26 protein-coding genes are annotated in these 22808 nt (G+C 69.9%); 9 read left to right on the forward strand and 17 right to left on the reverse strand.

From position 1 onward, the window contains the following. Positions 1–24: 24 nt before the first annotated feature. From pyrE to ACIQNU_RS16210, 10 genes are all read right to left on the reverse strand, one after another. Entirely contained in the window at positions 25–573 is a 549-nt protein-coding gene (gene pyrE / locus ACIQNU_RS16165; protein ID WP_401366306.1) for an orotate phosphoribosyltransferase, read from the reverse strand. A gap of 20 nt (positions 574–593) precedes the next feature. Continuing rightward, on the reverse strand, positions 594–1895 hold the full coding sequence (locus ACIQNU_RS16170) for an ATP-binding protein (RefSeq protein ID WP_401366307.1): 1302 nt from the start codon (positions 1893–1895) through the stop codon (positions 594–596). Between the two features lies 1 nt (position 1896). Next, positions 1897–2637, reverse strand: a complete 741-nt coding sequence (cseB, locus tag ACIQNU_RS16175) for a two-component system response regulator CseB (RefSeq protein ID WP_401366309.1) — start codon at positions 2635–2637, stop codon at positions 1897–1899. A gap of 63 nt (positions 2638–2700) precedes the next feature. Continuing rightward, positions 2701–4275, reverse strand: coding sequence for a trypsin-like serine protease (locus tag ACIQNU_RS16180; RefSeq protein WP_401366311.1), 1575 nt, complete (start codon positions 4273–4275; stop codon positions 2701–2703). Between the two features lie 439 nt (positions 4276–4714). Continuing rightward, entirely contained in the window at positions 4715–5263 is a 549-nt protein-coding gene (locus ACIQNU_RS16185) for an NUDIX hydrolase (protein WP_401366313.1), read from the reverse strand. A gap of 33 nt (positions 5264–5296) precedes the next feature. After that, positions 5297–5611, reverse strand: coding sequence for a 4a-hydroxytetrahydrobiopterin dehydratase (locus tag ACIQNU_RS16190; protein ID WP_401366315.1), 315 nt, complete (start codon positions 5609–5611; stop codon positions 5297–5299). A gap of 94 nt (positions 5612–5705) precedes the next feature. Further along, positions 5706–6032 carry a DUF397 domain-containing protein gene (locus ACIQNU_RS16195; protein ID WP_401366317.1) on the reverse strand — a complete coding sequence of 109 codons (327 nt, stop codon included), beginning with the start codon at positions 6030–6032 and terminating at the stop codon, positions 5706–5708. A gap of 15 nt (positions 6033–6047) precedes the next feature. Beyond that, positions 6048–6257, reverse strand: a complete 210-nt coding sequence (locus ACIQNU_RS16200) for a DUF397 domain-containing protein (protein ID WP_401366319.1) — start codon at positions 6255–6257, stop codon at positions 6048–6050. Between the two features lie 15 nt (positions 6258–6272). Next, positions 6273–6482: a DUF397 domain-containing protein gene (locus ACIQNU_RS16205; protein WP_401366320.1), complete on the reverse strand. Its 210-nt coding sequence runs from the start codon at positions 6480–6482 to the stop codon at positions 6273–6275. Further along, complete coding sequence (locus tag ACIQNU_RS16210) at positions 6479–7309, reverse strand: helix-turn-helix transcriptional regulator (protein ID WP_401366322.1); 831 nt, start codon at positions 7307–7309, stop codon at positions 6479–6481. The genes ACIQNU_RS16205 and ACIQNU_RS16210 overlap by 4 nt, the downstream gene beginning before the upstream one ends. A 76-nt stretch (positions 7310–7385) precedes the next feature. On the opposite strand from ACIQNU_RS16210, the gene ACIQNU_RS16215 reads away from it, so the two are divergent. The 3 genes from ACIQNU_RS16215 to ACIQNU_RS16225 are packed head-to-tail and all read left to right on the forward strand — an operon-like array spanning position 7386 to position 8265. Then, positions 7386–7637, forward strand: coding sequence for a hypothetical protein (locus ACIQNU_RS16215; RefSeq protein WP_401366324.1), 252 nt, complete (start codon positions 7386–7388; stop codon positions 7635–7637). Next, a complete protein-coding gene (locus tag ACIQNU_RS16220; RefSeq protein WP_401366326.1) occupies positions 7634–7897 on the forward strand; it encodes a hypothetical protein in 264 nt (87 codons plus the stop codon). The genes ACIQNU_RS16215 and ACIQNU_RS16220 overlap by 4 nt, the downstream gene beginning before the upstream one ends. Next, positions 7894–8265 carry a hypothetical protein gene (locus tag ACIQNU_RS16225; RefSeq protein ID WP_401366328.1) on the forward strand — a complete coding sequence of 124 codons (372 nt, stop codon included), beginning with the start codon at positions 7894–7896 and terminating at the stop codon, positions 8263–8265. The genes ACIQNU_RS16220 and ACIQNU_RS16225 overlap by 4 nt, the downstream gene beginning before the upstream one ends. On the opposite strand, the gene ACIQNU_RS16230 is transcribed toward ACIQNU_RS16225, so the two are convergent. The 4 genes from ACIQNU_RS16230 to ACIQNU_RS16245 are packed head-to-tail and all read right to left on the reverse strand — an operon-like array spanning position 8262 to position 12112. Then, on the reverse strand, positions 8262–9497 hold the full coding sequence (locus tag ACIQNU_RS16230; RefSeq protein ID WP_401366329.1) for an ABC transporter permease: 1236 nt from the start codon (positions 9495–9497) through the stop codon (positions 8262–8264). The genes ACIQNU_RS16225 and ACIQNU_RS16230 overlap by 4 nt on opposite strands. Then, on the reverse strand, positions 9494–10222 hold the full coding sequence (locus tag ACIQNU_RS16235) for an ABC transporter ATP-binding protein (RefSeq protein ID WP_401366331.1): 729 nt from the start codon (positions 10220–10222) through the stop codon (positions 9494–9496). The genes ACIQNU_RS16230 and ACIQNU_RS16235 overlap by 4 nt, the downstream gene beginning before the upstream one ends. After that, positions 10219–11517: a hypothetical protein gene (locus ACIQNU_RS16240; RefSeq protein ID WP_401366333.1), complete on the reverse strand. Its 1299-nt coding sequence runs from the start codon at positions 11515–11517 to the stop codon at positions 10219–10221. The genes ACIQNU_RS16235 and ACIQNU_RS16240 overlap by 4 nt, the downstream gene beginning before the upstream one ends. Beyond that, complete coding sequence (locus ACIQNU_RS16245; protein ID WP_401366335.1) at positions 11504–12112, reverse strand: hypothetical protein; 609 nt, start codon at positions 12110–12112, stop codon at positions 11504–11506. The genes ACIQNU_RS16240 and ACIQNU_RS16245 overlap by 14 nt, the downstream gene beginning before the upstream one ends. 92 nt (positions 12113–12204) lie before the next feature. Here ACIQNU_RS16245 and ACIQNU_RS16250 point away from each other — a divergent pair, with 92 nt between their 5' ends. Together ACIQNU_RS16250 and ACIQNU_RS16255 are read left to right on the forward strand one after the other, a co-directional pair. Further along, positions 12205–12924: a response regulator transcription factor gene (locus tag ACIQNU_RS16250; protein ID WP_401366337.1), complete on the forward strand. Its 720-nt coding sequence runs from the start codon at positions 12205–12207 to the stop codon at positions 12922–12924. Between the two features lie 25 nt (positions 12925–12949). Beyond that, entirely contained in the window at positions 12950–14752 is a 1803-nt protein-coding gene (locus tag ACIQNU_RS16255; RefSeq protein WP_401366339.1) for a sensor histidine kinase, read from the forward strand. Between the two features lie 29 nt (positions 14753–14781). Here ACIQNU_RS16255 and ACIQNU_RS16260 read toward each other — a convergent pair whose 3' ends face one another. The 3 genes from ACIQNU_RS16260 to ACIQNU_RS16270 all read right to left on the reverse strand — a co-directional run bounded on the left by ACIQNU_RS16260 (position 14782) and on the right by ACIQNU_RS16270 (position 18778). Then, entirely contained in the window at positions 14782–15990 is a 1209-nt protein-coding gene (locus tag ACIQNU_RS16260) for a pyridoxal phosphate-dependent aminotransferase (RefSeq protein ID WP_401366341.1), read from the reverse strand. Positions 15991–17474: 1484 nt separating this feature from the next. Then, a complete protein-coding gene (locus ACIQNU_RS16265) occupies positions 17475–18023 on the reverse strand; it encodes an AAA family ATPase (protein WP_401366342.1) in 549 nt (182 codons plus the stop codon). After that, positions 18020–18778, reverse strand: a complete 759-nt coding sequence (locus ACIQNU_RS16270) for a GntR family transcriptional regulator (RefSeq protein WP_401366344.1) — start codon at positions 18776–18778, stop codon at positions 18020–18022. The genes ACIQNU_RS16265 and ACIQNU_RS16270 overlap by 4 nt, the downstream gene beginning before the upstream one ends. A 211-nt stretch (positions 18779–18989) precedes the next feature. On the opposite strand from ACIQNU_RS16270, the gene ACIQNU_RS16275 reads away from it, so the two are divergent. The 4 genes from ACIQNU_RS16275 (at position 18990) to ACIQNU_RS16290 (ending at position 22606) form a co-directional block, all read left to right on the forward strand. Next, positions 18990–19898: a sigma factor-like helix-turn-helix DNA-binding protein gene (locus ACIQNU_RS16275; RefSeq protein WP_401366346.1), complete on the forward strand. Its 909-nt coding sequence runs from the start codon at positions 18990–18992 to the stop codon at positions 19896–19898. Further along, on the forward strand, positions 19895–20443 hold the full coding sequence (locus ACIQNU_RS16280) for an HNH endonuclease (RefSeq protein WP_401366347.1): 549 nt from the start codon (positions 19895–19897) through the stop codon (positions 20441–20443). Before ACIQNU_RS16275 ends, ACIQNU_RS16280 begins: the two co-directional genes overlap by 4 nt. Before the next feature lie 80 nt (positions 20444–20523). Continuing rightward, positions 20524–22125 carry an ATP-binding protein gene (locus ACIQNU_RS16285; protein ID WP_401366349.1) on the forward strand — a complete coding sequence of 534 codons (1602 nt, stop codon included), beginning with the start codon at positions 20524–20526 and terminating at the stop codon, positions 22123–22125. Positions 22126–22366: 241 nt separating this feature from the next. Beyond that, entirely contained in the window at positions 22367–22606 is a 240-nt protein-coding gene (locus ACIQNU_RS16290) for a helix-turn-helix transcriptional regulator (protein ID WP_401366351.1), read from the forward strand. The last annotated feature ends 202 nt before the right edge of the window (positions 22607–22808 follow it).

The raw sequence follows: 22808 nt of genomic DNA on the forward strand, positions 1-22808 counted from the left end.
GTGCGGGGGACTTTTCCGGACGTTTCAGTCGAGGCCCAGCTCGTCCTTGGAGTAGGCGAAGAGGTACGGCACCCCGGCGCCCTCGGTGATCTTCTCGCCGGCACCGGTCGCCCGGTCCACGATGGTGGCGACGGCGACGACCTCGGCACCGGCCGCCCGTACGGCCTCGACGGCGGTGAGCGGGGACCCCCCGGTGGTGGAGGTGTCCTCCACGACCACGACACGCCGCCCCTTGATCTCGGGCCCCTCGACCTGGCGCTGCATCCCGTGCGCCTTGGCCGCCTTGCGCACCACGAAGGCGTCGAGCCGCCGCCCGCGCGCGGCGGCGGCGTGCAGCATGGCCCCGGCGACCGGGTCGGCGCCCATGGTCAGCCCGCCGACGGCGTCGAACTCCAGATCGGCGGTGAGGTCGAGCATGACCTGCCCGACGAGCGGCGCGGCGACCCCGTCGAGGGTGACCCGCCGCAGGTCGATGTAGTAGTCGGCCTCAAGCCCGGAGGAAAGCGTCACCTTCCCCCGCACGACGGCCTTGTCCTTGATCTCCCGCAGCAGCGCACCACGCACATCACTCATACGGCCAGCTTACGGGCGGCTTACGGGCGGGGCTTCGCCCCCTGGAATCCCAGGGCCGCGTCGGTCGGCCGCCGGAGGGCCGGGAGGCGGAGTGTGGCGACGGCTCCGCCGTCGGGGGCGTTCGTGAAGGAGAGTGACGCTCCGATGACCTGTGCCTGGCCGAGTGCGATGGTCAGCCCGAGGCCGTGGCCCCGGCCGCGTTCCGATGCCCCGGTGCGGAAGCGTTGGGGCCCGTCGGCGAGCAGTTCCGGGGGGAAGCCCGGACCGTGGTCCCGTACCGTCACGCAGGTCCCCGCCACCGTGACCTCGACGGGCGTACGGCCGTGCCGGTGGGCGTTGACGACCAGGTTGGTGACGATCCTGTCGAGCCTGCGGGGGTCGGTCTCGGCGGACGCGGCGTCGACCGTGGTGAAGTGAGTCTTCAGTTCGGTGCGGGCCAGTGACTCTCTGACCGCCTCGGCGAGAGGGACGGGTCCGAGGTCCGCCCGCTCGGCGCCGGCGTCGAGGCGGGAGATCTCCAGCAGGTTCTCCACCAGGGTCCGCAGCACCGCCACCCGGTCCCTGACCAACTCCGTGGCCTCCCCCTCGGGGAGCAGCGCGCTCGCGGTGACCAGTCCCATCAGCGGGGTGCGCAGTTCGTGCGCGACATCGGCGGTGAAGCGCTGCTCGGCCACCAGCCGCCCGAGCAGGCTGTCGGCCATCGAATCGACGGTGGCGGAGATCTCGGCGATCTCGTCGCTGCCGTCGACGGCCGCCGTCCTGGCGGTCAGGTCACCTGCCGAGATCCGGCGTGCGGTACGGGCCACCCCGCGCAGCCTGCGGTTGGGCAGTTCCGCGGCGAGCGCCGACAGCGGTACGACGACGGCCAGCGCGATCAGCGAATACGTCCACATGTGCCGGTCCAGGGCGCGCCGGGTGAGCAGGTCGGGCGTCATGTCCACCTCCACCGCCACCGGGCTGCCCCGGTACATCTGCGCCGCCCACATCGACGGGTGGTCCCCGGGCCCTTCACCCTCGTACCAAGTGGCATACCCGTCCCTCAGACCCTGCGGGTCGCGGAGTCGGCGCAGCAACTCGTCGGGCATGACCTCGGGCGACATCTGAAGGGAGTCGGGTGGGGTGGCGTCCCGCTCGTGGTCCCGCAGGTCCCGGGACAACTGCGTCACGGCCTTGGCGCTGCCGTCGTTCAGAGAACGGGCCAGGGTGCTGCGGTGGACCAGTACCCCGACGGTCAGCGCGATGGCGCAGCAGGCCAAGGCGACGAGCGCGGCGATCTTCCAGCGCAGCGAACGCCAGTTCAGCAGGTCGCGCAGGCTATCCACGTCAGCGCCGGAACTTGTAGCCGAAGCCGCGTACGGTCTGGATCCGCTCGGCTCCGATCTTCCTGCGCAGCCGCTGGACGCACAGGTCGACCACGCGGCTGTCGCCGTCCCAGCCGTAGTCCCACACGTTGCGCAGCAGCACGTGCCGGTCCAGAACGATGCCGGGGTTCGCCGCGAACTCCAGCAGGAGCCGTAGCTCGGTGGGGGCCAGCGCGACGGGTTCGCCCGCACGTAACACCTCAAGGCCGGCGGTGTCGATGGTCAGTTCGCCGAAGACCAGCGGGGCGCGTCCGTCCGGGCGAGGGGAATCCTGCGGGGCGGGGGCGGGGGCGTCGGCGGGGTGGAAGGTGGCCCGCCGCAGCAGCGAGCGGATACGCGCCACCAGCACCGCTGTGTCGACGGGTTTGACCACGTAGTCGTCGGCGCCCGCCTCCAGGCCGGAGACCATGTCCAGGGCGTCGCCGCGCGCGGACATCATCAGGATCGGCTTCATGCTTGTCTCCCTGATCCGACGGCACAGCCCGATGCCGTCGAGTGCGGGCAGCATCACATCCAGCAGCAGCAGGTCGTGGCGGCCTTCCCGGAAGAGTTCGAGTCCGGTCAGGCCGTCACTCGCGGAGGTGACGCCGTAGCCGTAGCGCTCCAGGGCGAGGGTGAGTGATCTGCGGATCACGTCGTCGTCCTCGACGAGCAGGATCGCCACGTGCGCCGGGGTGGTTCCTCCGGCTGCTGGAACTGACATCTCTCCCCATCGGACCTGGGCGCTGGACGTCCATCATGCAACGGGGATCGGGCCCTGCAGAATTCAGCCGTTCCGGTGGCCGGAACCGGCCGTGGCACGGGTGAGGGTGCAGCCCTTACGGGCCAGATCCAGTGTGGATGCCTTGCCCAGGCAGGCCGTGATCATGTGAACCTGCTGGCCGTAGGCCCGGCCCTTCGTGGAGGTCACTTCCCCGTCCGGGCCCACTTCACAGGGGTTGTTGTCGGTGCACTGCTGACCGTCGGCGTTGTGGGTGTTGTGGATTCCGACGACCGTGGAGCCGTCCGGTCCCAGCAGCGCCGAACCGGAGTCGCCGTGCCAGGGGGCGCAGTCCTCGCTCGTCGCGTAACGGATGGAGTTGTCCATCTGGTAACCGCCCTCTCGCAGGTGGGGCACCACGGCCTCGGCGGCGCAGTCGTAGCGGACACCGCTGGACGCCACGGTCAGGAGGTCACCCGCGCGTACGGGAGTGGAGGTGAGCTGGAAGACCTTCGCGCCTTCCGCCTTCAACTGCGCGTATGTCTTGTCCAGGCGGTAGAGCGCGATGTCGGTGCCGGTGATCGTCGCGTACACCAGCCGTTTCGTACGGGCGGTGGTCCGGGGATAGCCCTGACGGTCGGCGACGGGCACCGCGCGGTCGGCCGGCTGGTCCACGATCGCGGTTCCGGGGGCGGGCCACTGTCCCTGCACACAGTGACCGTTGGTCAGCAACAGCGCCGGGTCCTGCGACCGGGAGGCGGAGGTCCGGGCCACGGAACCGACGCAGCCGCCCAGATCCACCGAACCTTCCACGTTCGGAATCGGATCGTCGGGCGGTACGTCGGTGCCCGAGATGATGCCGTTGATCCAGTCGGCGTGTGCGGTGACATCGGTGTACAGCGTCTTGCCGCTTTCGTCGGGGCCGCTGACCACACCGGCCACCGCCCACTGGTCACCCTCGCGGACGAGCGCGGGCCCACCGGAATCCATGTTGGACGCGGCGACACTGCCGTCGCTGCTGCCGACACACAGCTCTCCGGGCCCGCCCGACGGACACGTCGACATCGGCTGCACCACCGTGTCGGCCTCCCGCAGCCGCGTGGGGAAACACGACGCATCGCCGTAGTCGTCGCAGGTCATGCCCCAGCCCATGATGCGGACGGGCGTGTTGTCCGGCGGCGTGGCCGAGGCGATCCGCACCGGCTTGGCCCGAACCGGCGTCCGCAGGTGCATCAACGCGAGGTCGCATCCCCAGAATCCTCCCTCGTCGCGACTGGTCGCCAGCCGGTAGTAGTGGTCGACCTCGGCGACCTCGCCCCCGGACGCGGTGTTCAGTGACCCGACCCGAACCTTCCAGCCACGCGGCACACCCGACTTCGCGTTGGTCGGGTTCCGCCCGGCGCAGTGGCTGGCGGTCAGCACCCATTGCGGCGCCAGAACCTCCACCCCACAGCCGTGCTTGTCCGCTCGCGGCGGGGCGGGATACGACGGCTGGAAGGAGCCCATGAACGAATACGCCTTGGTGGACTCGGTACCGCCGACGACGGCCTGCGCCGGTACGGGGGTCAGAAGGGCCGCGGCCAGCGCGGCTCCGGTCGTCAGGACGGCGGCGGTCGCCCGTCCGCCTGTCAACATCTGCATGAGTGGGGTTCCCCTTGCGTCGCCGCCGGCCATCACGCTCCAGCGGGCTGGTGCCTGGCATGGAGCCTGGACGCGGCGGCCCTCCGGGGGGTCTCGCGCGCGTATCGGGGGCGGCGCGGCAACCGCTCAGTTGTGTATCAGCGGGTTCGGGGCGGGCGGGATGATGCCGTGACACCCACACTCCTGGCGATCGGGCGGCTGCTTCGGGGGGTGGAGCGTTCAATGTCACGGCGCCGTTGGGGCGGGAAACGATGGGCGGGTTCCTGACCGCGTGTCTCGATGTGACGGGGACGGCGGGGCGGCTGGTGTGGGCGCCGGACGGGCTTATGGTCGAGCAGGGTGTGCGGCGGCGGACGTGGCTGCCTCTGGGGTGGCGCTCTGGTCGCGATGCTCGCAACGGGTGACAGGGGAACGGTCCGGCGTCTTCGTCGGGTCGTGGTCAGCGCAGCCGGAGGTGCTGCAGCAGGAGGAGCGCGGCGACGGCGTTCGCCGACCGGACTTCACCTTGAGCGATCAGGTCCGGCACCCTCTCCAGCGGCACCCACTCACGCCGCGCCGACTCGAAGGCGTCCTCGGGGTGCCCGATGTGGTGGGCGGTGTCGGACCAGTAGACCCGGTGGTGGGAGGTCGAGATGCCGGGCATCGGGTCGAGCGCGAGCAGCAGACGCATCGGCCCCGGCCGCCACCCCGTCTCCTCCTCGAATTCGCGCGCCGCCGCGATCGCCGGATCCTCGCCCTCCCCGGTTCCCCCGGAAGGCAACTCCCACCCCCACGAGTCGGTGATGAACCGGTGCCGCCACAGCAGCATCACCTCGTTCGCCTGGTTGACGACCGTGGCCACGGCGACGGGACGCAGCCGGATGACGGTGTGATCGAGGTGCCGGCCGTCGGGCAACTCGACATCGGCCATGTTCACGCTCACCCACCGGTTCTCGTACACGGTGCGCTCGCCGAGATTCCGCCACACGGACACGCCGCTGCCTCTCATCGGATACGAGAACATGCCAGCACACGCGACCGTCTACAAAGCGATAGCACCGTGTGCCTCGGCGACGGTGTCGATACGGGCGGCCAGATCGAAGTCGGCCGTGGTCAGTCGGTTTCCGGCGTCGTGGGTCGTGATTCCGAAGCGGACCCGGTCCCAGCGCAGGTCGATGTCGGCGTGGTGGCCGATGAGGCGTTCGATGTCGGCGACGTGGACGATCAGGGCGACGCCGCCGTGGTAGCGGACTCCGAACGTACGGGTGATCTCGTCCCCTTCACGGCGCCAACCGGGCACCTCCCGCAGCGCCGCGTCGATCTCGTCCTCGGTCAGCGGCACCGGATTCCCGGCCACGCTCAAACCCCCTCGGTCACGGGCTCCAGGATCTCAGCGAGATCCCGGCCGCCCTGGGCATCCGGCCACGGCCGCATCGCTCCCTGAAGAGTGATCAACTCCCGGCGCATCCGCGAAGATTGGGTCTCGATCGCGATGTCCGTGACCTTACGGGCGATCTCCAGGGCGTGGTCCGGTTCGCCCGCCGCAGCCGCCGCCGTAGCATGCCGGGCGCCCCCACGGTCCCTGCGCGCGGTCTCCGGGACGAACGAGAGAACGCGGAGGTGGATACGTCCACGATCGGACCGGCCGGGGTCTTGGAGTCACCGACGGGGACCACACCGTGGGAGACGCCGAGGTTGACAGCCACCTCGACGCAGGCGCCACCATTGTTGCTGTACGAGGACTTGAACCAACGCGGGGATACGGTCGCGGTCGTCACGGAGTGCCATTTGGGTCAGACGGTGTCGAACTCTCCCGCCTTGATGCCCGAAACGAAGCCGGTGAACGCCCCGGCCGGGACGCTCAGGACCGGACCCGCCGGATTCTTGGAGTCACGGACAGGGACCACGCCGTGGGAGACGGCGAGGTTGGCGGCCACCTCAAGGCAGGCGCCGCCGTTCTCGCTGTACGAGGACTTGAACCAACGCGGGGATACGGTCGTCACGGGATGCCCCTTCGATCAGACGGTGTCCAACTCTCCCGTCTTGATGCCCGAAACGAAGCCGGTGAACGCACCGGCCGGGAAATCCAGCACCGGACCCGCCGGATTCTTGGAGTCACGGACAGGGACCACGCCGTGCGAGGTGGCGAGGTTGACAGCCACCTCAAGGCAGGCGCCGCCGTTGTCGCTGTAGGAGGACTTGAACCAACGGGGGGATTCGGTCGTCACGGGGTGCCCTTTCGTAACTGTTCAATCATGGCCACGGATGCCGCTTGGGAGAGCGCTTCGGCCTGCAACTGATGGTAGGCCGTCAACAGGGGTACTACGGAAGGACTTTCCCGTTCGAGCTGGCCTCGTTGGGCGGACTCCGCGTAGGAGATGAGGGAGCGGTTTTGCAGCGTCAGGATGTAGAGCGGCAAGCGGAGCGGGCGGCGGTCCCCCATGTCGAATGGGGCGACCTGTAGGACGGTGTTCGGTAGCGCCGCGAACTCAACCAGCCGCGCCAACTGCGCCTCCATGACTTCAGGTCCGCCAACGGGCAGCATCAGGCAGCTTTCGTCAAGCACCACGAAGACCAGCGGGGGCGGTGTCCGAAGCAGCGAGGCTTGCCGCTCTGCCACCAGCGCCACTCGTTCATCTGCCTGCTCCGGAGTGATCGCACCTCGCTCGACAGCTCGTGCGTTGAGCGCCGACGCGTACTCCGGTGTCTGGAGGATTCCCGGGATGACGCCGACTTCGTAGAGCCGGATCTCCGCCGCGTGCGCCTCATGGGCCACGTATTCCTGGAAGCCCTCAAGAATTGCCGTGTGCCGTGCGGCCTGGCTCTGGCGTTCGAGCCTGTCTCCGGTTCCGAACACTCGGTCAGCGCTCTTCGCAAAACGGGTAGTTGGGGGTCGGCGACCAGTTTCTACGGCCGAAATATGCGTTCCGGAGCACCCTATGCGCTCGCCCAGCTCGTCCTGGGTCCAGCCGCGCTCATCCCGCAGTCTGCGGAGACGCTCGCCGAAGGCCGCCGTCAGCGATTTCTCGGGGTCCAGTTCTTTACGGTTCACCAACGACCACTCAACTCCTCGTGCACTTGGCGCAAGTTGATGATGCTCCGACACTACGTCACGCTAATCGCTCCCGGTAGTGACTCCACTACAGAGAGGAGCGGTGGTGTCTGAAAAGAGCCTTCCGGCCCCCGGCACACTCATGGTCGACGCGCAGAACCGGATCGGTGAATTCCGGGGCGAGTGGTGCGGACTATGGTCTCTGCGCCCTGTAACTGGCGGTAGGGAATGGTCCGTCGACCCACAAGACGTACGGCCGGCCACCCCCGAACAGCGCTTACGCGCCGAGAACTCCCGTATGAACGCCCGGAGTCGGGGCGAGTACCTGTGAGCACCTACGGCTACATCCGCTGGCTATTACGGCCGGATCTTGACGATGACGCCCCACCCCACACGTACGCCTTCCGGTGCCTCACCCTCATCGAGGGCGACGGCGACGACCGCGAGTGCGACGCCAAGTCTCCGGTGAGTACCGACCCCACCGAACCCCAGACCTGGGCCTTCGCCCACCTCCGCGACCACCCCGACCACACCAGCTACGCCGAAGTCACCGAACACCCGTGGGTCATGTGGCGCGGCGGACCCGCATGAACTGCCTCCCGGATCAGCCGAGTTACCGGTGCGCCGTCCACGCCGAAGGACCCCTCACCCCCACCCCCCTCCTCTTCGCCATCCTCGCCGGACAAGGCCGCGTCCTCGGCAACGACCTCCACCACACCCCCACCCACACCCACTGCGAACTCGCCCACGGACACCCCGGCCCACACGCCGACCACGTATGGGACTGGGACCACAACCCCACCCACGCCCTCTGGGCCCGGTGGGACACCCAAGACGCCACCCCCCGCTACGAAAACCTCCCCTGGTGTGAGACCGCCGGCGGGCCGGACGCCGACGCCTGCACCCTCTACCTCAACCACCCCCACCCCCACTCCTGGACCCTCACCGACGAAACCTAGGTCGTCGCGAGCGCCTCCGTGGGGGTCAGGCGGGCCGCGCGGACCGACGGGTACACGCCTGCCAACATGCCGATCACGACCGCGCCGCCGAAACCGGCCGTCACCGAGGTGACGGGAATGACCGGCTGCCAGCCCTGATGGGTGGCGTAGCCCACGGTGGCCAGGACGCCGAGCAGGGTTCCGGCGATACCTCCGAGCGCCGACAGGATCACGGATTCGGTGAGGAACTGGCCGCGTATCTGACCCCTGTTGGCGCCCAGGGCGCGGCGGAGCCCGATCTCGCGGCGGCGTTCGAGGACGGAGATGACCATGGTGTTGGCGACTCCGATGCCACCGACGAGCAAGGCGACCCCGGCGAGTCCGAGGAAAATCGCGGAGAAGCTGTTCTCGGTCGCCCGCTTCGCGGCAAGCGCGTCGGTCGGGCGGCTGACCTGGACCAGGCCGGGCAGTTCAGGGTTGATGGTCGCGGGCAGGACCTCCCGTACCGCCTCGATCTGCGACTCCTCGGCCTTGACGTAGAGCACGGTGGGGTGGCCGTCGAACTGCCGCAGGCCGCGCGCGGCGTCCCAGCCGACCAGGACCGAGCGGTCGATGTCCGGCGACAGCGGAGTCTTCTCCAGGGTGCCGACGACCGTGAACCAACGGCGGTCGATGTAGATCTGCGGGGCGGGCTGCCCGGCGGTGATCTCCGGAATGCCGAGCCTGGAGGCGGCGGCCGAGCCGAGGACGGCGGTGGGGAACTTCTCCGTGTCCGCGCTGAGGAATCGGCCCGAGCCCACTTCCGCGTTGATCGCCTGGAGCAGATTGAGCTTGCTCGCCAGGACGGTCAGCCCCGTGTGGTCACCGGCGGCGGCACGGTCGTTACGGAACACCTCGGCATGGGTGTTGGCGACCGCGCTGGCCACCGTGACCGGCCCGATCCGCGCGGCCATGTCCACCGATTCCGGCGGCAGCAGCACCGGCGGGTCCTGGCGGACGGGAACGGTCTGGAGCATGTCGGTGCCCAGCGCCGACAACTCGCTCATCAGGGCCTGCCGACTGGACGCCGGTATTCCGGTGACGACGATCAGGGTGGCGATGCCGATCGAGATACCGAGCGCCGACAGGGCCGCCCGTACCTTGCGGGTCCTGATACCCATCAGCCCCAGGCTCAGGATGTCCAGCGGCGCGAGCCGCACCGGCCTGCTGTCGGCGAACCTCCCGGTGCGCGTCGATGTCGATGTGATGGTCATGACCAACTTTCCGTACGGGCATCGCTACGTGCGTCGGTATGGGCGTCGGTATGGGTGTCGGAGACAAGGCGGCCGTCCCGCAGCTCCACCCGGCGGGGCAACTGGGCCGCGATGTCCCGGTCGTGGGTGATGACCGCGATGGTCGTGCCCCCGTGGTTCAACGTGGTCAGCAGATCCAGTACGGCCATACCGTTCGCCGTGTCCAGCGCGCCCGTCGGCTCGTCCGCGAGCACCAGGAGAGGCTGGTTGACGAGCGCGCGGGCGATGGCCACCCGCTGCCGCTCACCGCCGGAGAGCTGCTGCGGCAGATGCTTGGCACGGCGGGCAAGGCCCACCCGGTCCAGTGCCTCCATGGCCAACGGGCGGCGCTTGCCGCGCGGCACCCCGGCGTACAGCAGACCGGTGGCGACGTTCTCGGCCGCCGTCAGCCCGTCGGTCAGATGGAACTGCTGGAACACGAAGCCGAGGCGACGGCCGCGCAACGCCGACAGCCGGCGGTCCGAGAGCGCCGCGACGTCCTGACCGCCGATCTCCACCGTGCCGCTCGTCGGCCGGTCCAGCGTGCCCATGATGTTCAGCAGCGTCGACTTGCCGGACCCGGACGGGCCGACGATGCCGAGCAGTTCGCCGGGTGCGACGGCGAGCGAGACGTCGTCGAGCGCCTTCGCCCCACCGGGGTACACCATGCTCGCGCGGCGCACCGCCAGGACCGGTCCCGCGCTCATGAGGTCGTCACCACCTTGGTGCCCGCACGGATGCCGGCGCCACTGATCTCCACCATGCCCTTGGAGAACATCCCGGTCCGCACCGCCACCAGACGGCCCCCCGGCAACTGGACCGCGTAGCCGCCCTCGCGCAGCGCCAGCAGAGCGCCGACGGGCACGGCGAGCACGTCTTCCCGGGTCTCCGATGTGAACCTCACCTTCACCGGGGCGGATTCCAGCCCGCGCACGGCGGTGGTGTCGCGCAGGGCGATACCGACGGTGAGCTGGGGTCTGCCGGAGCCGCCGCCGCCGTCACCGCTCTGCGCGTCGCCGAGTTGGACGGTGGCGCCGACGGCCGTGATCGTGCCCCGGGCCGTCGCGTCGTCGGGCAGGCTCACGGTCACCTCGTCGCCCCGCTTCATCGAGCCCGCGTCCGACGGTTCCATCGGGACCGTCACCGACTTGACGGTGGAGGTGACCGTCATCAGCGTCCCGTCGGCCGCGTCGGCGAGCTGCGCCTGTACGCCGTCGACCCGCGCGGCACCGGACAGCACCGAGAGGTCGCCGACGCGTAGAACCCCGGTGGCGGGCATGCCGACCTGGGTCTGCCACCGTTTGATCGCGGCGGCGAGGCCGGCGGTCAGGACGCCGTCACCGCGCTTGACGCGGACGGGGGCGGTGGCGGAGGGGGCGGCGGCGGGTGGGGTGGGCGGCCCGGTCCCGGGGGTATCCGGAGGGGGACTCGCCGTGGAGGGCGCCTGTCCGGTGTCGGCCGTGTCGTCCCGCGTGACCGGCTGCTGGGCAATCCACGTACCCACCTCCGGCTGTACGCCGATGTCGTAGCCGAGTTCTCTGAGGTTGTCGGCCACCGTCTTCACGTCGGGGCCTGTGGTGCCCCTCGCCTCCAGGGTCCGGTACAGCGGGGTGGCGCCGTAGAAGACGGGCACCGGGACGTTGTCCACCCGGTACAGCGGTTGACCCCGCCGTACCGTGCTCCCCGCCGTCGGCAACCAGGTGATCAGGCCCTCCTTGCCGCCCCTCACGGTGGTCGTCCGGCCGTAGCCGAGGGTCCCGTCCAACGTCTGGGAGTTGGACAGGTCGGTTCTGGTCACAGTGGCGAACGCGACCCGCGCGGCGCGGTCGGCCGGGGTGTCCTCCTTCCCGTCGCGGTCCTGCCACACGGCCACGCCGAGCGCGCCCGCCGTGAGGACCGCCAGGACCACCGCCACGAGCACCACCCGCCGCCTGCCCGGGGAGCGGGTCACCGTGTTGTCGTCGGGCGAGCGGGTCGCCCCGCCGCCGTCACTCGTCTCCACCGAACGCCTTCACCTGGCAGGTCGTCAGGGTTTCGTGGTAGCCGGGAGCGTTCATGCTGGCCCCGTCCTCCAGGCCCCAGCCCTCCTCCATGACCACGCTCTTGACGCCGTGCTCGTTCATGCACGTGACCATGGTCCGTACGTCGTCGGCGTACTCCGGGTTCCTGGCCGGGTCCAGCTCCGGCGGATCGAGCGGCTGCTTCTTCGCGCACGCCTTCACACCGGGGGAGTCCGGAGACGTCTTGTTCTTGTCCCCCGCCCCGTTCTCCTTCAGGCAGGCGGTCCACGCCTCGTACAGGCGGTTGATCTCCTCCTGGGTGCTGTCCAGCCTGATCCGCGGGCGGCCCGCGTCGGGATCGGCGCTCGCCCTCGGTGCCGAACCGTCCCGCGCCGCCGGACTGGTGATCGAGGCGATCCCGTCGCCGCCGCCCCCGCCGCTCTCGCCCTGACCGCTCTTGTCCGTACCGCCACCGCCTCCGCCGCACGCGGTGACGACGGTCAGCAGGGCCGCGCCGACGGAGGCGGCCAGCGCGGCACGTGCCGCACGTGCGCGACGGCCGTGTCCCGGCCGCGCTCGTTCGAAGTCATTCCCCATGGCGCAGACCGTCGCCCAGGGTTATGAGGATTCTGTCAGGCTGCGATCAGGAAGCCGTCTGGTCTCTTTTCGCCGCCTTTACGATGCGTTCCATGAGCGCCCGAGTTCTCGTGGCCGAGGACGACACCAAACAGGCCGAGGTGATCCGCCGCTATCTGGAGCGCGAGGGCTACACGGCCCTCGTCGTCCATGACGGGCTCACGGCGCTCGACGAGGTCCGCCGCCACCAGCCCGACCTGCTGGTCCTCGATGTGATGATGCCGTTCGTCGACGGTCTGGACGTGTGCCGCATCCTGCGGCGCGAGAGCGACCTGCCCGTGCTGATGCTGACCGCCCGCAGTACCGAGGAAGACCTGCTGCTCGGCCTGGACCTCGGCGCCGACGACTACCTGACCAAGCCCTACAGCCCCCGCGAGCTGATGGCCCGTATCCGCACCCTGCTGCGCCGGACCCGGGCAGCCGCCGCCGCGCCGGACGATCCGGTGCTGCGGGTCGGTGCCCTCGCCCTCGACCCCGTCCGCCGCACCGTCGAGATCGAGGGCCGGCGGGTGGCCTGCACGCCGGGTGAGTTCGAGGTCCTTGCCGCGATGGCCGCCGAACCGGAACGGGTCTTCACCCGGCGCCAGTTGCTTGCCCGCACGCGCGGGGACGACCGCTACATAACGGAACGCACCATCGACGTACACGTCCTGAACCTCCGCAAGAAGATCGAGCCCGTCCCCCGGCAGCCGGTCTATCTCCAGACGGTGTTCGGAGTCGGCTACCGCCTCACCGACGGCAGCCGTGGACGCCGGGGAAGCGATGGACGCTGAGAAAGTGAGGGGCGCTGAGGAAGCCGTGGACGCCAAGGCAACCGTGGACGCTCAGGCAACCGTGGGCGCCAAGGGCCGCGACCGGACACCCCTGCGCCGGAGCCTGCTCGCGCGTTTGCTGGCCGCGTCGATCACGATCGCCGTGTGCTCGGTCGCGGCCACCGCCTGGCTCGCCACCCGCACCGCCACGAACGCCATCCAGCACGAGCAGGGACAAGTCCTCGCCAACGACGCCCGGATCTACGACACGCTCATCGGCTACGCCGCGCGCCACACCGACTGGTCCGACGTGGCGCCGACCCTCCGGCTGCTGGGCGAACAGACCGGGCGCCGTATCACCCTGACCACCCAGGACCGCCGACCCCTCGCCCGCTCCGGCCCCGCCACCGCCCTCCCCACCAAAGCCTCGGCGCTGGTCGACCCGCTACGGGCCGATCCCGCGCTGGTGCCCGGCGTCAAGCCGGACGGAATCGACCCGCGCGCGGTCGGCCCGTACCGATTGCCGCAGGCCGAGCGCGAGGAACTGCGCAGCCGCGTGGAAGGGCTGCAACCCTGCTTGCGCAACGTGACCGGTTCCAGCGCCCGGGTCGCCGAAGCGCCGAGCGGCAGGCCGTCCTTCGTCATCACCGGGGACAACGGAACCCAGCAGAAGATCAACCAGGTGTGCGCCCTGTACACACTCGACCTCGCCACCCCCACCGAGAACCGGGCGCTCGACCGGCTCAACACCCTCGTCGGCGACTGCGTGAAACGCCAGGACCTGGACCCCGTGACGGTCGGTCTCGGCTTCGCTCCGCCCGGAAACGGCGACGCGGCCGTACAGCGCTGCATCGACACCGCCCGCAGGGAGCAGCTCGCCCCGCACGTCGCTCCGCCCGCGCTGCTGTTCGTCAGCTCCCCGGCCGGATCGGCCGCCCCCGGCTTCGACCTCTCCCCGGCCAACACGGTCCGGGTCGCCGGTGTCGCCGCCCTCGTACTCCTGCTCACCGTGGCCGTCACGGTCACCGTCGGCACCCGCCTTGTCAGACCCCTGCGGGCGCTGACCGACGCCGCCCGCCACCCGACACGGCAGCACCTGAGCGTCCCGGTGACCACCCACGACGAGATCGGTCAGCTGGCCGCCGCCTTCAACGACCTGGCGGAGCGCCGCGAACGTGTGGAGAGCCAGCGCAAGGCCATGGTCAGCGATGTCGCCCATGAACTGCGCACCCCGCTCAGCGCGATCCGCAGTTGGCTGGAAGCGGCCCAGGACGGCCTCGCCGACCGCGACGACGCGTTCGTCGACTCGCTGCTTGAGGAGGCCCTGCTGCTCCAGCACATCGTCGACGACCTGCAACATCTGGCGCAGGCCGACGCGGGCCAGTTCCGGCTGCACCGCGAACCCCTGCGCCTGCGGGACCTCCTCGACCAGGTGTCCGCCGCCCACCACGGCCGGGCCGACACCGCCGGTGTCACGCTCACCACCCGCACCGAGGGCGACCCCACCCTCTTCGCGGACCCGGTGCGCCTGCGCCAGACCGTCGGCAACCTGGTGTCCAACGCCGTCCGGCACACCACTCGCGGGGGCAGCGTCACCGTGCGCTGCCGCCGCACGGGCGACCAGGTCGTGATCGAGGTCGCCGACACCGGTACCGGTATCGGCGCCGACGAACTGCCCCACGTCTTCGACCGCTTCTGGCGCGCCGACAAGTCCCGCAGCCGCCAGACCGGCGGCAGCGGCCTGGGCCTGGCCATCGTCCGCCAACTCACCGAAGCCCACGGCGGCACGGTCTCGGTGACCAGCACCCCGCACACGGAAACGGTCTTCACCCTCCGCCTCCCGGTGTGAGGGGACGGCCGCCGTCACCTATCCGTCAGTCAGCCCAGCCGGGCCAGCCGGGTCACCGCGTCCCGCAGGACTTCCTCCCGCTTACAGAAGGCGAACCGGACATATGGGGCGCCCTCCGCCCGGTGGTCGTAGAAGACCGCGTTCGGGATGGCCACCACCCCCGCCCGGGACGGCAGCGCGCGGCAGAAGGCGAAGCCGTCGTCGGCGCCCAGGGGGCGGATGTCCGTCGTGATGAAGTACGTGCCGGAGGGGCGGTACACGCCGAAGCCCGCGTCCGCGAGCCCCTTCGCCAGCAGGTCCCGCTTCGCCTCCATTCCGGTACGGAAGTCCTCGAAGTAGGCGTCGGGCAGTGCCAGCGCCTCCGCGATCGCGTACTGGAACGGGCCCGACGCCACGTACGTCAGGAACTGCTTCGCCGAGCGGACCGCCGTCGTCAGGGGCGCCGACGCCGTCACCCAGCCGACTTTCCAGCCCGTGAACGAGAACGTCTTGCCCGCCGACGAGATCGTCACCGTGCGGTCCCGCATGCCGGGGAAGGTGGCAAGCGGGATGTGTTCGGCGCCGTCGAAGACCAGGTGTTCGTAGACCTCGTCCGTCACGACGAGGAGGTCGCGTGCGACGGCGATACGGGCGATCTCGGCGAGTTCGGCGCGGGTCAGGACCGTGCCGGTCGGATTGTGCGGGGTGTTCAGGAGCAGCAGCCGCGTCCTCGGCGTCACCGCGTCCCGCAGCTCGTCCAGGTCCAGCCGGAACGCGCCGTCGCGCGGCCGGAGCGTCACCGGCACCCGGGTCCCGCCGGCCATGGCGATGCTCGCCGCGTACGAGTCGTAGTACGGCTCCAGGGCGATCACCTCGTCGCCGGGCTCGACCAGCGCGAGGAGCGACGCGGCGATGGCCTCCGTGGCGCCCGCCGTGACCAGCACCTCCGTGTCCGGGTCGAAGGACAGGCCGTAGCGGCGCTCCTGGTGGGCGGCGATGGCGGTACGCAGCTCCGGTACGCCAGGGCCCGGCGGGTACTGGTTGCCGCGCCCGTCGCGCAGCGCCCGTACCGCCGCCTCGCGCACCGCGTCGGGGCCGTCCGTGTCGGGGAAGCCCTGCCCGAGGTTGAGGGCGCCGGTCCGCACGGCCAGCGCGGACATCTCGGCGAAGATCGTCGTACCGAACTCCGCGAGACGGCGGTTGAGCAAGGGGCGGGACGGGACGGAAGACGGGCCGGAGGTGGAGGTCATGGCGGCCATCCTGCGCCGAACCTCTGGAGTTCCTCAACTAACGTTCGCCGATGAGCGCCTGCGCGGGCGCTCATAGCACCGCATCTGAGCTGGGAATGAGCCGTCGGCGCCTGTCGTCATCTGTCGTCGTTGGCCACCCTCGGACGGCCCACAGGCGGCCCGACCGCGGGGCCCGATCTGCCGCTATCGATAGCACCACGGGGCGCTAACGTTAGCGCCCCTGATAGCGCCTCAAACCGGTCCTGAGCAGGGTGTTAGCCGATAGCGGGTCATCTGGGCAGACCCCGGAATCTGGCGGTTGCGCGCACCTGGGAGGGTCGGCGGGAAGAGCAGGAAGGAGCGGCCTCCGGCCGCGCGTCTTTGGGCTCGCTGCGCTCGCGCGCCGGCCGCGATCCGGTGTGAGCGCCGTGAGGGTCTGCGGCTCACTCGGTCGTGGGAGAGGCCACCCGTGCCCGGCGAGGCGTGCTCCTCTTACATTGCCTTGCCCGGGGGCGCAGGAAACGACGGCCTTTACCTGCGCGGCGGCGCCCCTGGTAAAGGCCGTCCTGCGTGCCTCTGAGGGGAAGACGGCAGACAAGAGGAGCACGCCTCGCCTCGCCCGCTTGGAAGGCGTCCTGCGGGCCTTCTATGGCGCGGCTGAAGAGACCACCGGCGCCGGGCGGGGGTGGTCTCGCCCCTGAAACGCCACCACGGGCAATCCAGGGGCGGGGGTGCTCTCTTCCCCCCTGGATTGCCCGTGGTGGCCTTCCAAGGGGGAGGTTTCCTGTGGTGGGTGCCGTCGGGCCCCTCACGCTCTGAGCGGCATCTCTACGGCTCTTCAGAGGGGGGCGGTCCGCAGCACCCACGGTCGCCCCCTCCTGAAGAGCGATCCTCACCCGGAAAGAGCGGATGTTCTCTTCTTACTAGAGAGTTGAGGAGAGATAGCGTCCGCAGCGTCCGCCGACTGGCCGTCACACCATCTGAGCTGCAACGATGGTGCGGACGCTAAACAGTTTGTTTAGCGTCCGCTAGCGTCCGCAGCGTCCGCACCCTCTCTCCCTCAAAGAGTTCTTTTCCGCAGGTCAGGGAGGCTCCTAGAGGAGAGAGGGTGCGGACGCTGCGATCCCGACGTGCGTGGAGACATCCGAGGTGTTGCGGCTCTTCGCCGCGACGCAGGGCAAACCGGGCACGGGCGGCTGGGCGTAGACGGCGTGCCGCGCGAGCGCAGCGAGCTGCCAAGGGTCGTGCGGCCGAAGGTCGCTCCTTCTATCACTGCCTGTAGCAGACGTGGACCCTCGAAGGGGTGCTAGGTCTAGCACTCCGCACCGCTAGACCTAGCACCCTCACTAGCGACGCGAACCCCTGCTGATCAGCGGGCTAGCGTCTAGCACCTGACATGCGGAAACCCCGGATTCGGATTGAAACCGGGGCTCCGAGGGGGTGGGCCACTGCTAGAGGCTCCCCAGGCGTTCGCTACCAAGCGTCACTGCGGCAGGGTGCAAGGCGCCGCCGCTTCATCCCTGGCTGTCCAGCGCCTTCAGTACCGACTCGGGGTCACCGTTGTAGACAAGGTGAGGTTCGTCGGGCCCGGGAGGCACGAACCGGGTCCGATAGCGGATCAGGTCGCTCTCAGAGAAGTAGATCGAGTTCGGGTCGGCTTCATGCTGCGCGTTCCGTTCGCTCACGCGCGACCAGAGGTCTTCGTGACTGGCCTCCAGGTAGACCAACACCGATGTTGCATCGGCGTCCGCCGCGATCGAGAGCCATCGAGCGCGATCGTCCGGAGTCCAGAATCCATGGTCTACCACCACGTCGTGCCCGGCCTGAAGTTGCTCGCGGAGTTCTACGGAGATCTCTTCGAGAACTGGGCGCTCAAGGGTGGGAAAGACGCCACGGGGGAAATCGACTCCGTACACGCCATGTCGCTGGAACATCACTTCGTCCGGGCACAGCCTGACAAAACCGCGAGCTGTAAGGGCACGGGACAGCATCGTCTTCCCCGAGCCGGGAAGCCCCGTCATCAGGACGCAGAACGGCCGGCGGCTGCGGTTGGCGGCCGTCACTGGGTGACTTCCGATTCCGTTCGCCACGTACGGCCGGGGCCCCCGAGGTCTACGCCGTACTCCACAACGTTGCCTTCGCTGTCCACGAACTTCGCCGTCATGACGACGACTGGCTGTGTCGGCGGCTTCGCGGGGTCCAGCTCCAGGAGTTCGGCATCCTCCGGCGTCAGGAGGCGTGCCGACGCGGTGTCAATCCGGTGCGTGATCGCTCGACCGGTGGCCTGAGCAATGAGTTCCAGGGAAGTCCCCCCGGTTAGACGCTCGCTCCTCGCCAATTGCGGAATCAACTTCCCGTACAGGGCAGGGATCCACGAAGTCGAGTGCGCGACGATGCCGTGCCGGTCGCGATACACCCGACGTCGTCTGATCACGTCTGAGCCAGGCTTGATGTCCAGTGCCTGTGCCGCGTCTGCGGGTGCCGACACCACCGAAGCGTGGTGCGAGTCGGATCGCTCGCCGGATCCCCAACTGGACCCGGTACGGCGTCCTCGGTCCTGGCGCTGAGAACCCGAGGACATCGGAGCGGGGCGGTCCAGAACCTCGGTCCCGATTCCGTGAATCCCCCTGACGAGCCCTTCGTTGCGCAGCTTCCGCAACGCCTTCTCGGCTGTCGCGGTGCTGACGTTCCACTCCTGAGAGAGGTTCTTGATACTCGGCAGGAGTGAGCCCGCCTGTAGCTCGCCGGACGTGATCAGCCCGGCGTAGTGGGCGGCAATCTGCGCGTATGGCGCTCGATTGTCGGCCTGATCCGACATCTCGTCTGCTCCCTTGCCTCAGTGGGTGACATGCCTACTGTACCCCTTGACACCCTAGGGTTCCCTAGGGAACCCTAGGGATGCGCCCACCGGTCGACTCGATCGATCGGATGGTGCAAAGAGTCCTGGTCAGAGCCGGGACAAAGCAGGGAGCGGCTCCCTACCGCCAAGCAGATAGCCGCTCCCCGACCCTCGAAGGGGTACCTCCATCATGCCTGGAGTCAAGACGGTACGTAGGGGCGGGCAGGCCGCGTCTCGGGGCAATGGTCCCGGTGGGCGGAAGCTGGAGCCGGGCGAGATCATCGCGCTCACGGCCAAGCAGTCGGAGCGGCTGGCTGAGCTGTACACCGAGTGGGGCGGGGGCCGTCTGGAGAGCTACGCGGCCCGGAAGCTCATGAACTACGGCGTGAGCCATGCCCAGGCGCGTGAGCTGGCCGAAGACATCGCGCAGGACGTATGGGTGGCCGTCGCCCGGGAGACCACCAAGCCGCTCATGACCGCCGACAGCCTGAGCGCGGATGAGCGGCGGATCTTGATGTTCGGCCGGGTCAAAACCGAGGTCAACCAGTTCTTCCGCCGTAGGTCGTCGACCGAATACGCGGTGGACTTCACGGACCCGGTGACCTGCAACAACCTGTGCCCGGTACTGCCCGACGGGTGCGCTCGTACGACGCTGCCCGCCTACCTGGACACCATGGTGTCCAGGCTCCCGGAGCGCGAGCGTGAGGCCCTTTTGCTGCGGCTGGAGGGCATGCCCATGCGGCGGCTGGCCGAGCGAATGGGTGTCAGCTACCCGTCGGCCAACCGGCTTGTCGAGACCGCGATCCTGCTGATCCAGATCGACAACCCCGAGTTGTCGGCGGACCCGGCACCGCTGGAGTCACTGGCGCAGTGGGAGCGCGAGGAACTGACGCGCATGAGCGCTGCCCAGCGGGCGGCCCTGCTGCGCATGGATGAGACCGCCCGCCGGGCCCTGCTGCTGCACGTGGGCCAGGGGCTGAACATCACCGAGGTGGCCCGGCGGCTGGGCGTCCCGCGCTACCAGGTGCTTCCGGTGCTGGGAGCCTGCGCGACCGCACTGCGTGCCCTGACGGCCGACGACATGGAGCAGGCGGCGTGAGGCACGGACACCCGCTCAACTCCGCCAGGCGGCGCGTGCGCAGGGAACAGCTCGCGCGCCGTCACGGGCAGCGCTGCGCCTATTGCCGCCGCCCGTTCGCGGACCTGAGTGAGGCCACCCTCGATCACATCGTGCCGCGGTCGCTGTGGCGATCGTGGTCGGTCACCTCGCTGGTACTGGCGTGCGTCGACTGCAACCAGGCCAAGGCCGACCGGTTCCCGCTCTCCCTCGCCCTGTCGCTGCTGCGGTCGGTCGACCCGGTTCGGTCGACCGTCGGCCCGACCGTGTGGCCGCTGCTGGCCCGACTCGCGCACGCCAACCAGTCGACGTTCGCGGCCGTGTGGTCGCCCGACCCGGTCGGCCGACGGTCTACCCCTGACCTGCGTGACGAGCCGCGTCACACCCCGCGTCACCCCGTCGCATCCGACGTCCGGCCGGGGCGCCGTGCGGCCGTGCGCCATCCCTCGATCCGACCCGACTGCCTGCGCGCTCCCCGACCCGTCCGGGTGTGCGCGGGCCCGACCGGAGAGGCGGTGTCCGCATGAACGCGGTGAACACTCAGGTGAACGGATCGACCCGACCCGTGAACGGCACGGCCCGACCCATGAACGGTGCGGACCGGAGCGTGAACAGGCCGGATGGCGGGGTGAACACCCAGGGCGCGGCGGTGAACGCGCGTCGGCCGGCCGCTCGCGGGGGTGTCGGCGGGGGTGACAAGCCGCCGCCCGCCGCCGCGCGGATCGTGGCCATGGCGCGCGAGGAGTACCGGTTCGTCACGTCCACCGACGGCCGCCCGTACGCCGTCGCCGTCGACGGCTCGAACGTCGCCCTGCCGCTGCGGGGCAAGAGCGGCGTACGACAGCGTCTTGCCCGCCGGTTCGCGGACGCCTACCCCGGCGAGGTGGCCTCACAGTCCGCGCTCGCGGACGCCATGACGGTGCTGGAAGGCATCGCGGAGGACACCGACCCGGTACCGGTCAACCTGCGGGTGGGCAGGGACCCCGCCGGCGCCGTCGTGGTCGACCTGGGCAGCGCCGACGGCCGCGCGGTCGTCGTGTCCGGTGTCGGCTGGCACGTCGCCGACCGCGCCCCCGTCCTGTTCCGCCGCTCCGGCGCCATGGCCCCGATGCCGCCGCCGGTCCTCGACGGTGACGGCCTGGCCAAGCTGCACGCCCTGCTCAACATGGACGAGCCCACGTTCCGTCAGCTCGTGGCGTGGCTGGTCGCCGCGTGGATTCCCGATATCCCGCACCCGGCGCTGGTGTGCAAGGGCGAGCAGGGCACAGGCAAGTCCAAGGCAGCGCAGATGTTCATCAACCTCATCGACCCCTCCCCGGCCGCCAAACGCAGCCAGCCCAGGGACGAAAAGGCATGGTCACGGCAGGCGTTCAGCTCATGGGCGCTGTGCCTGGACAACATCTCAACGATCCCGCCGTGGCTGTCGGACACGCTGTGCAAGGCCGTGACCGGTGACGGAGTCGTGGACCGCGCCCTGTACACCGATGACGACGTGGTGGTCCTCACCTTCAAACGGGTGCTCGCCCTGACCACGATCGACGCGGGAGCCCTCGCGGGGGACCTGGCCGAACGCGTCCTGCTGCTCGACTTGCAGCTCATCGACTCCGAACGGCGCCGCTCGGAAGAGGAGTTGGACGCCACGTTCACGGCCGTCCGTCCGGCCGTGCTCGGGGCCCTGTTCGACGTGCTGGCCTGCGTCCTCGCGGTCCTGCCGACGGTGCGGCTGGAGTCCATGCCGCGCATGGCCGACTTCGCCCGCGTGCTCGCCGCCGTCGACCAGACACAGGGCTGGAACACCCTGGGGGACTACCTCGCCACCTCCGCGAACCTCGCCACGGACGCGTTGGAGGGCGACCCGTTCGCGACGGCCATTGCCCACCTGGTCGACCAGGCGGGCACCTGGCAGGGCACGGCAGCCCAGTTGCTCGAAGCGCTTCCCGCGCCGATGGTGAGGCCGCCGAACTGGCCCAAGGACGCCACCCGCGCCAGCGGACGCGTCAAACGCCTCGCCCCGCTGCTGCGGTCCATCGGGATCACCGTGGACGACACGCAGCGTAGCCGCGACCGGACCCGCCACAAGCTCCTCACGCTGGCACGCGCCGCCCCCGAAGAGGAGCCAGCGTCCGCAGCGTCCGCACCCCAACAGGGCCCTCTCTGGCCGGAGGTGGCCCCGCCGGGGCATCGCAGAACCCCGCCTGACCAGCACTGACGTAGCCGGAACATCCACCGGGCCGGGCCGCACACCAGCGGCCCGGACACGTCGAACCTGCGGACGCTACGCCGCCCAGCGTCCGCACTAGCGTCCGCACCCCTCACCCCATCTGAGCTGCACGAATGCTGTCGTGCGGACGCTGGAACGCTGCGGACGCTGAAATACACCAACTCTCTAGGACGGCGAACCGGCACCACTCCCACGCACTCCACCACGGACACGAGGAGTCACCACCGCCATGGCCACCGACGAGCCCACCGACCCCCGCGCCACCCTGCGCGGCGGTCTCCCCGACCGCTACCTCACCCCCGAAGACCTGGTCACCATGTTCGCCCTGCCGAGCGTCGAGACCGTCTACCAGTGGCGCCGCAAGCGCATCGGACCGCCCGGCTTCCGCGTCGGCCGCTACCTCCGCTTCAACCCGGCCGCCGTCCGCGCGTGGGAAGCCGAACGCACCGCCCTCAACGACGCGGCGTGACGTAACCCGGCGACAGCTGCACCGGGTTACGTCACGCGGCCGGTGGTAGAGCCCTCCCCCTCTACCACCGGCCCGCCGGCCGCCCTGCGGCCCAACGGACCGCACGCCTCTACCCGACCCCCCGAAGTAGTGGGGGGCCTCTACCCCGGTAGAGCCCCCGGTAGAGGGGGCTGACCTGCGAAGTAGAGGGGGTAGAGGGGGG

The sequence above is a fragment of the Streptomyces sp. NPDC091292 genome (assembly GCF_044757265.1).
Lineage (GTDB): Bacteria > Actinomycetota > Actinomycetes > Streptomycetales > Streptomycetaceae > Streptomyces.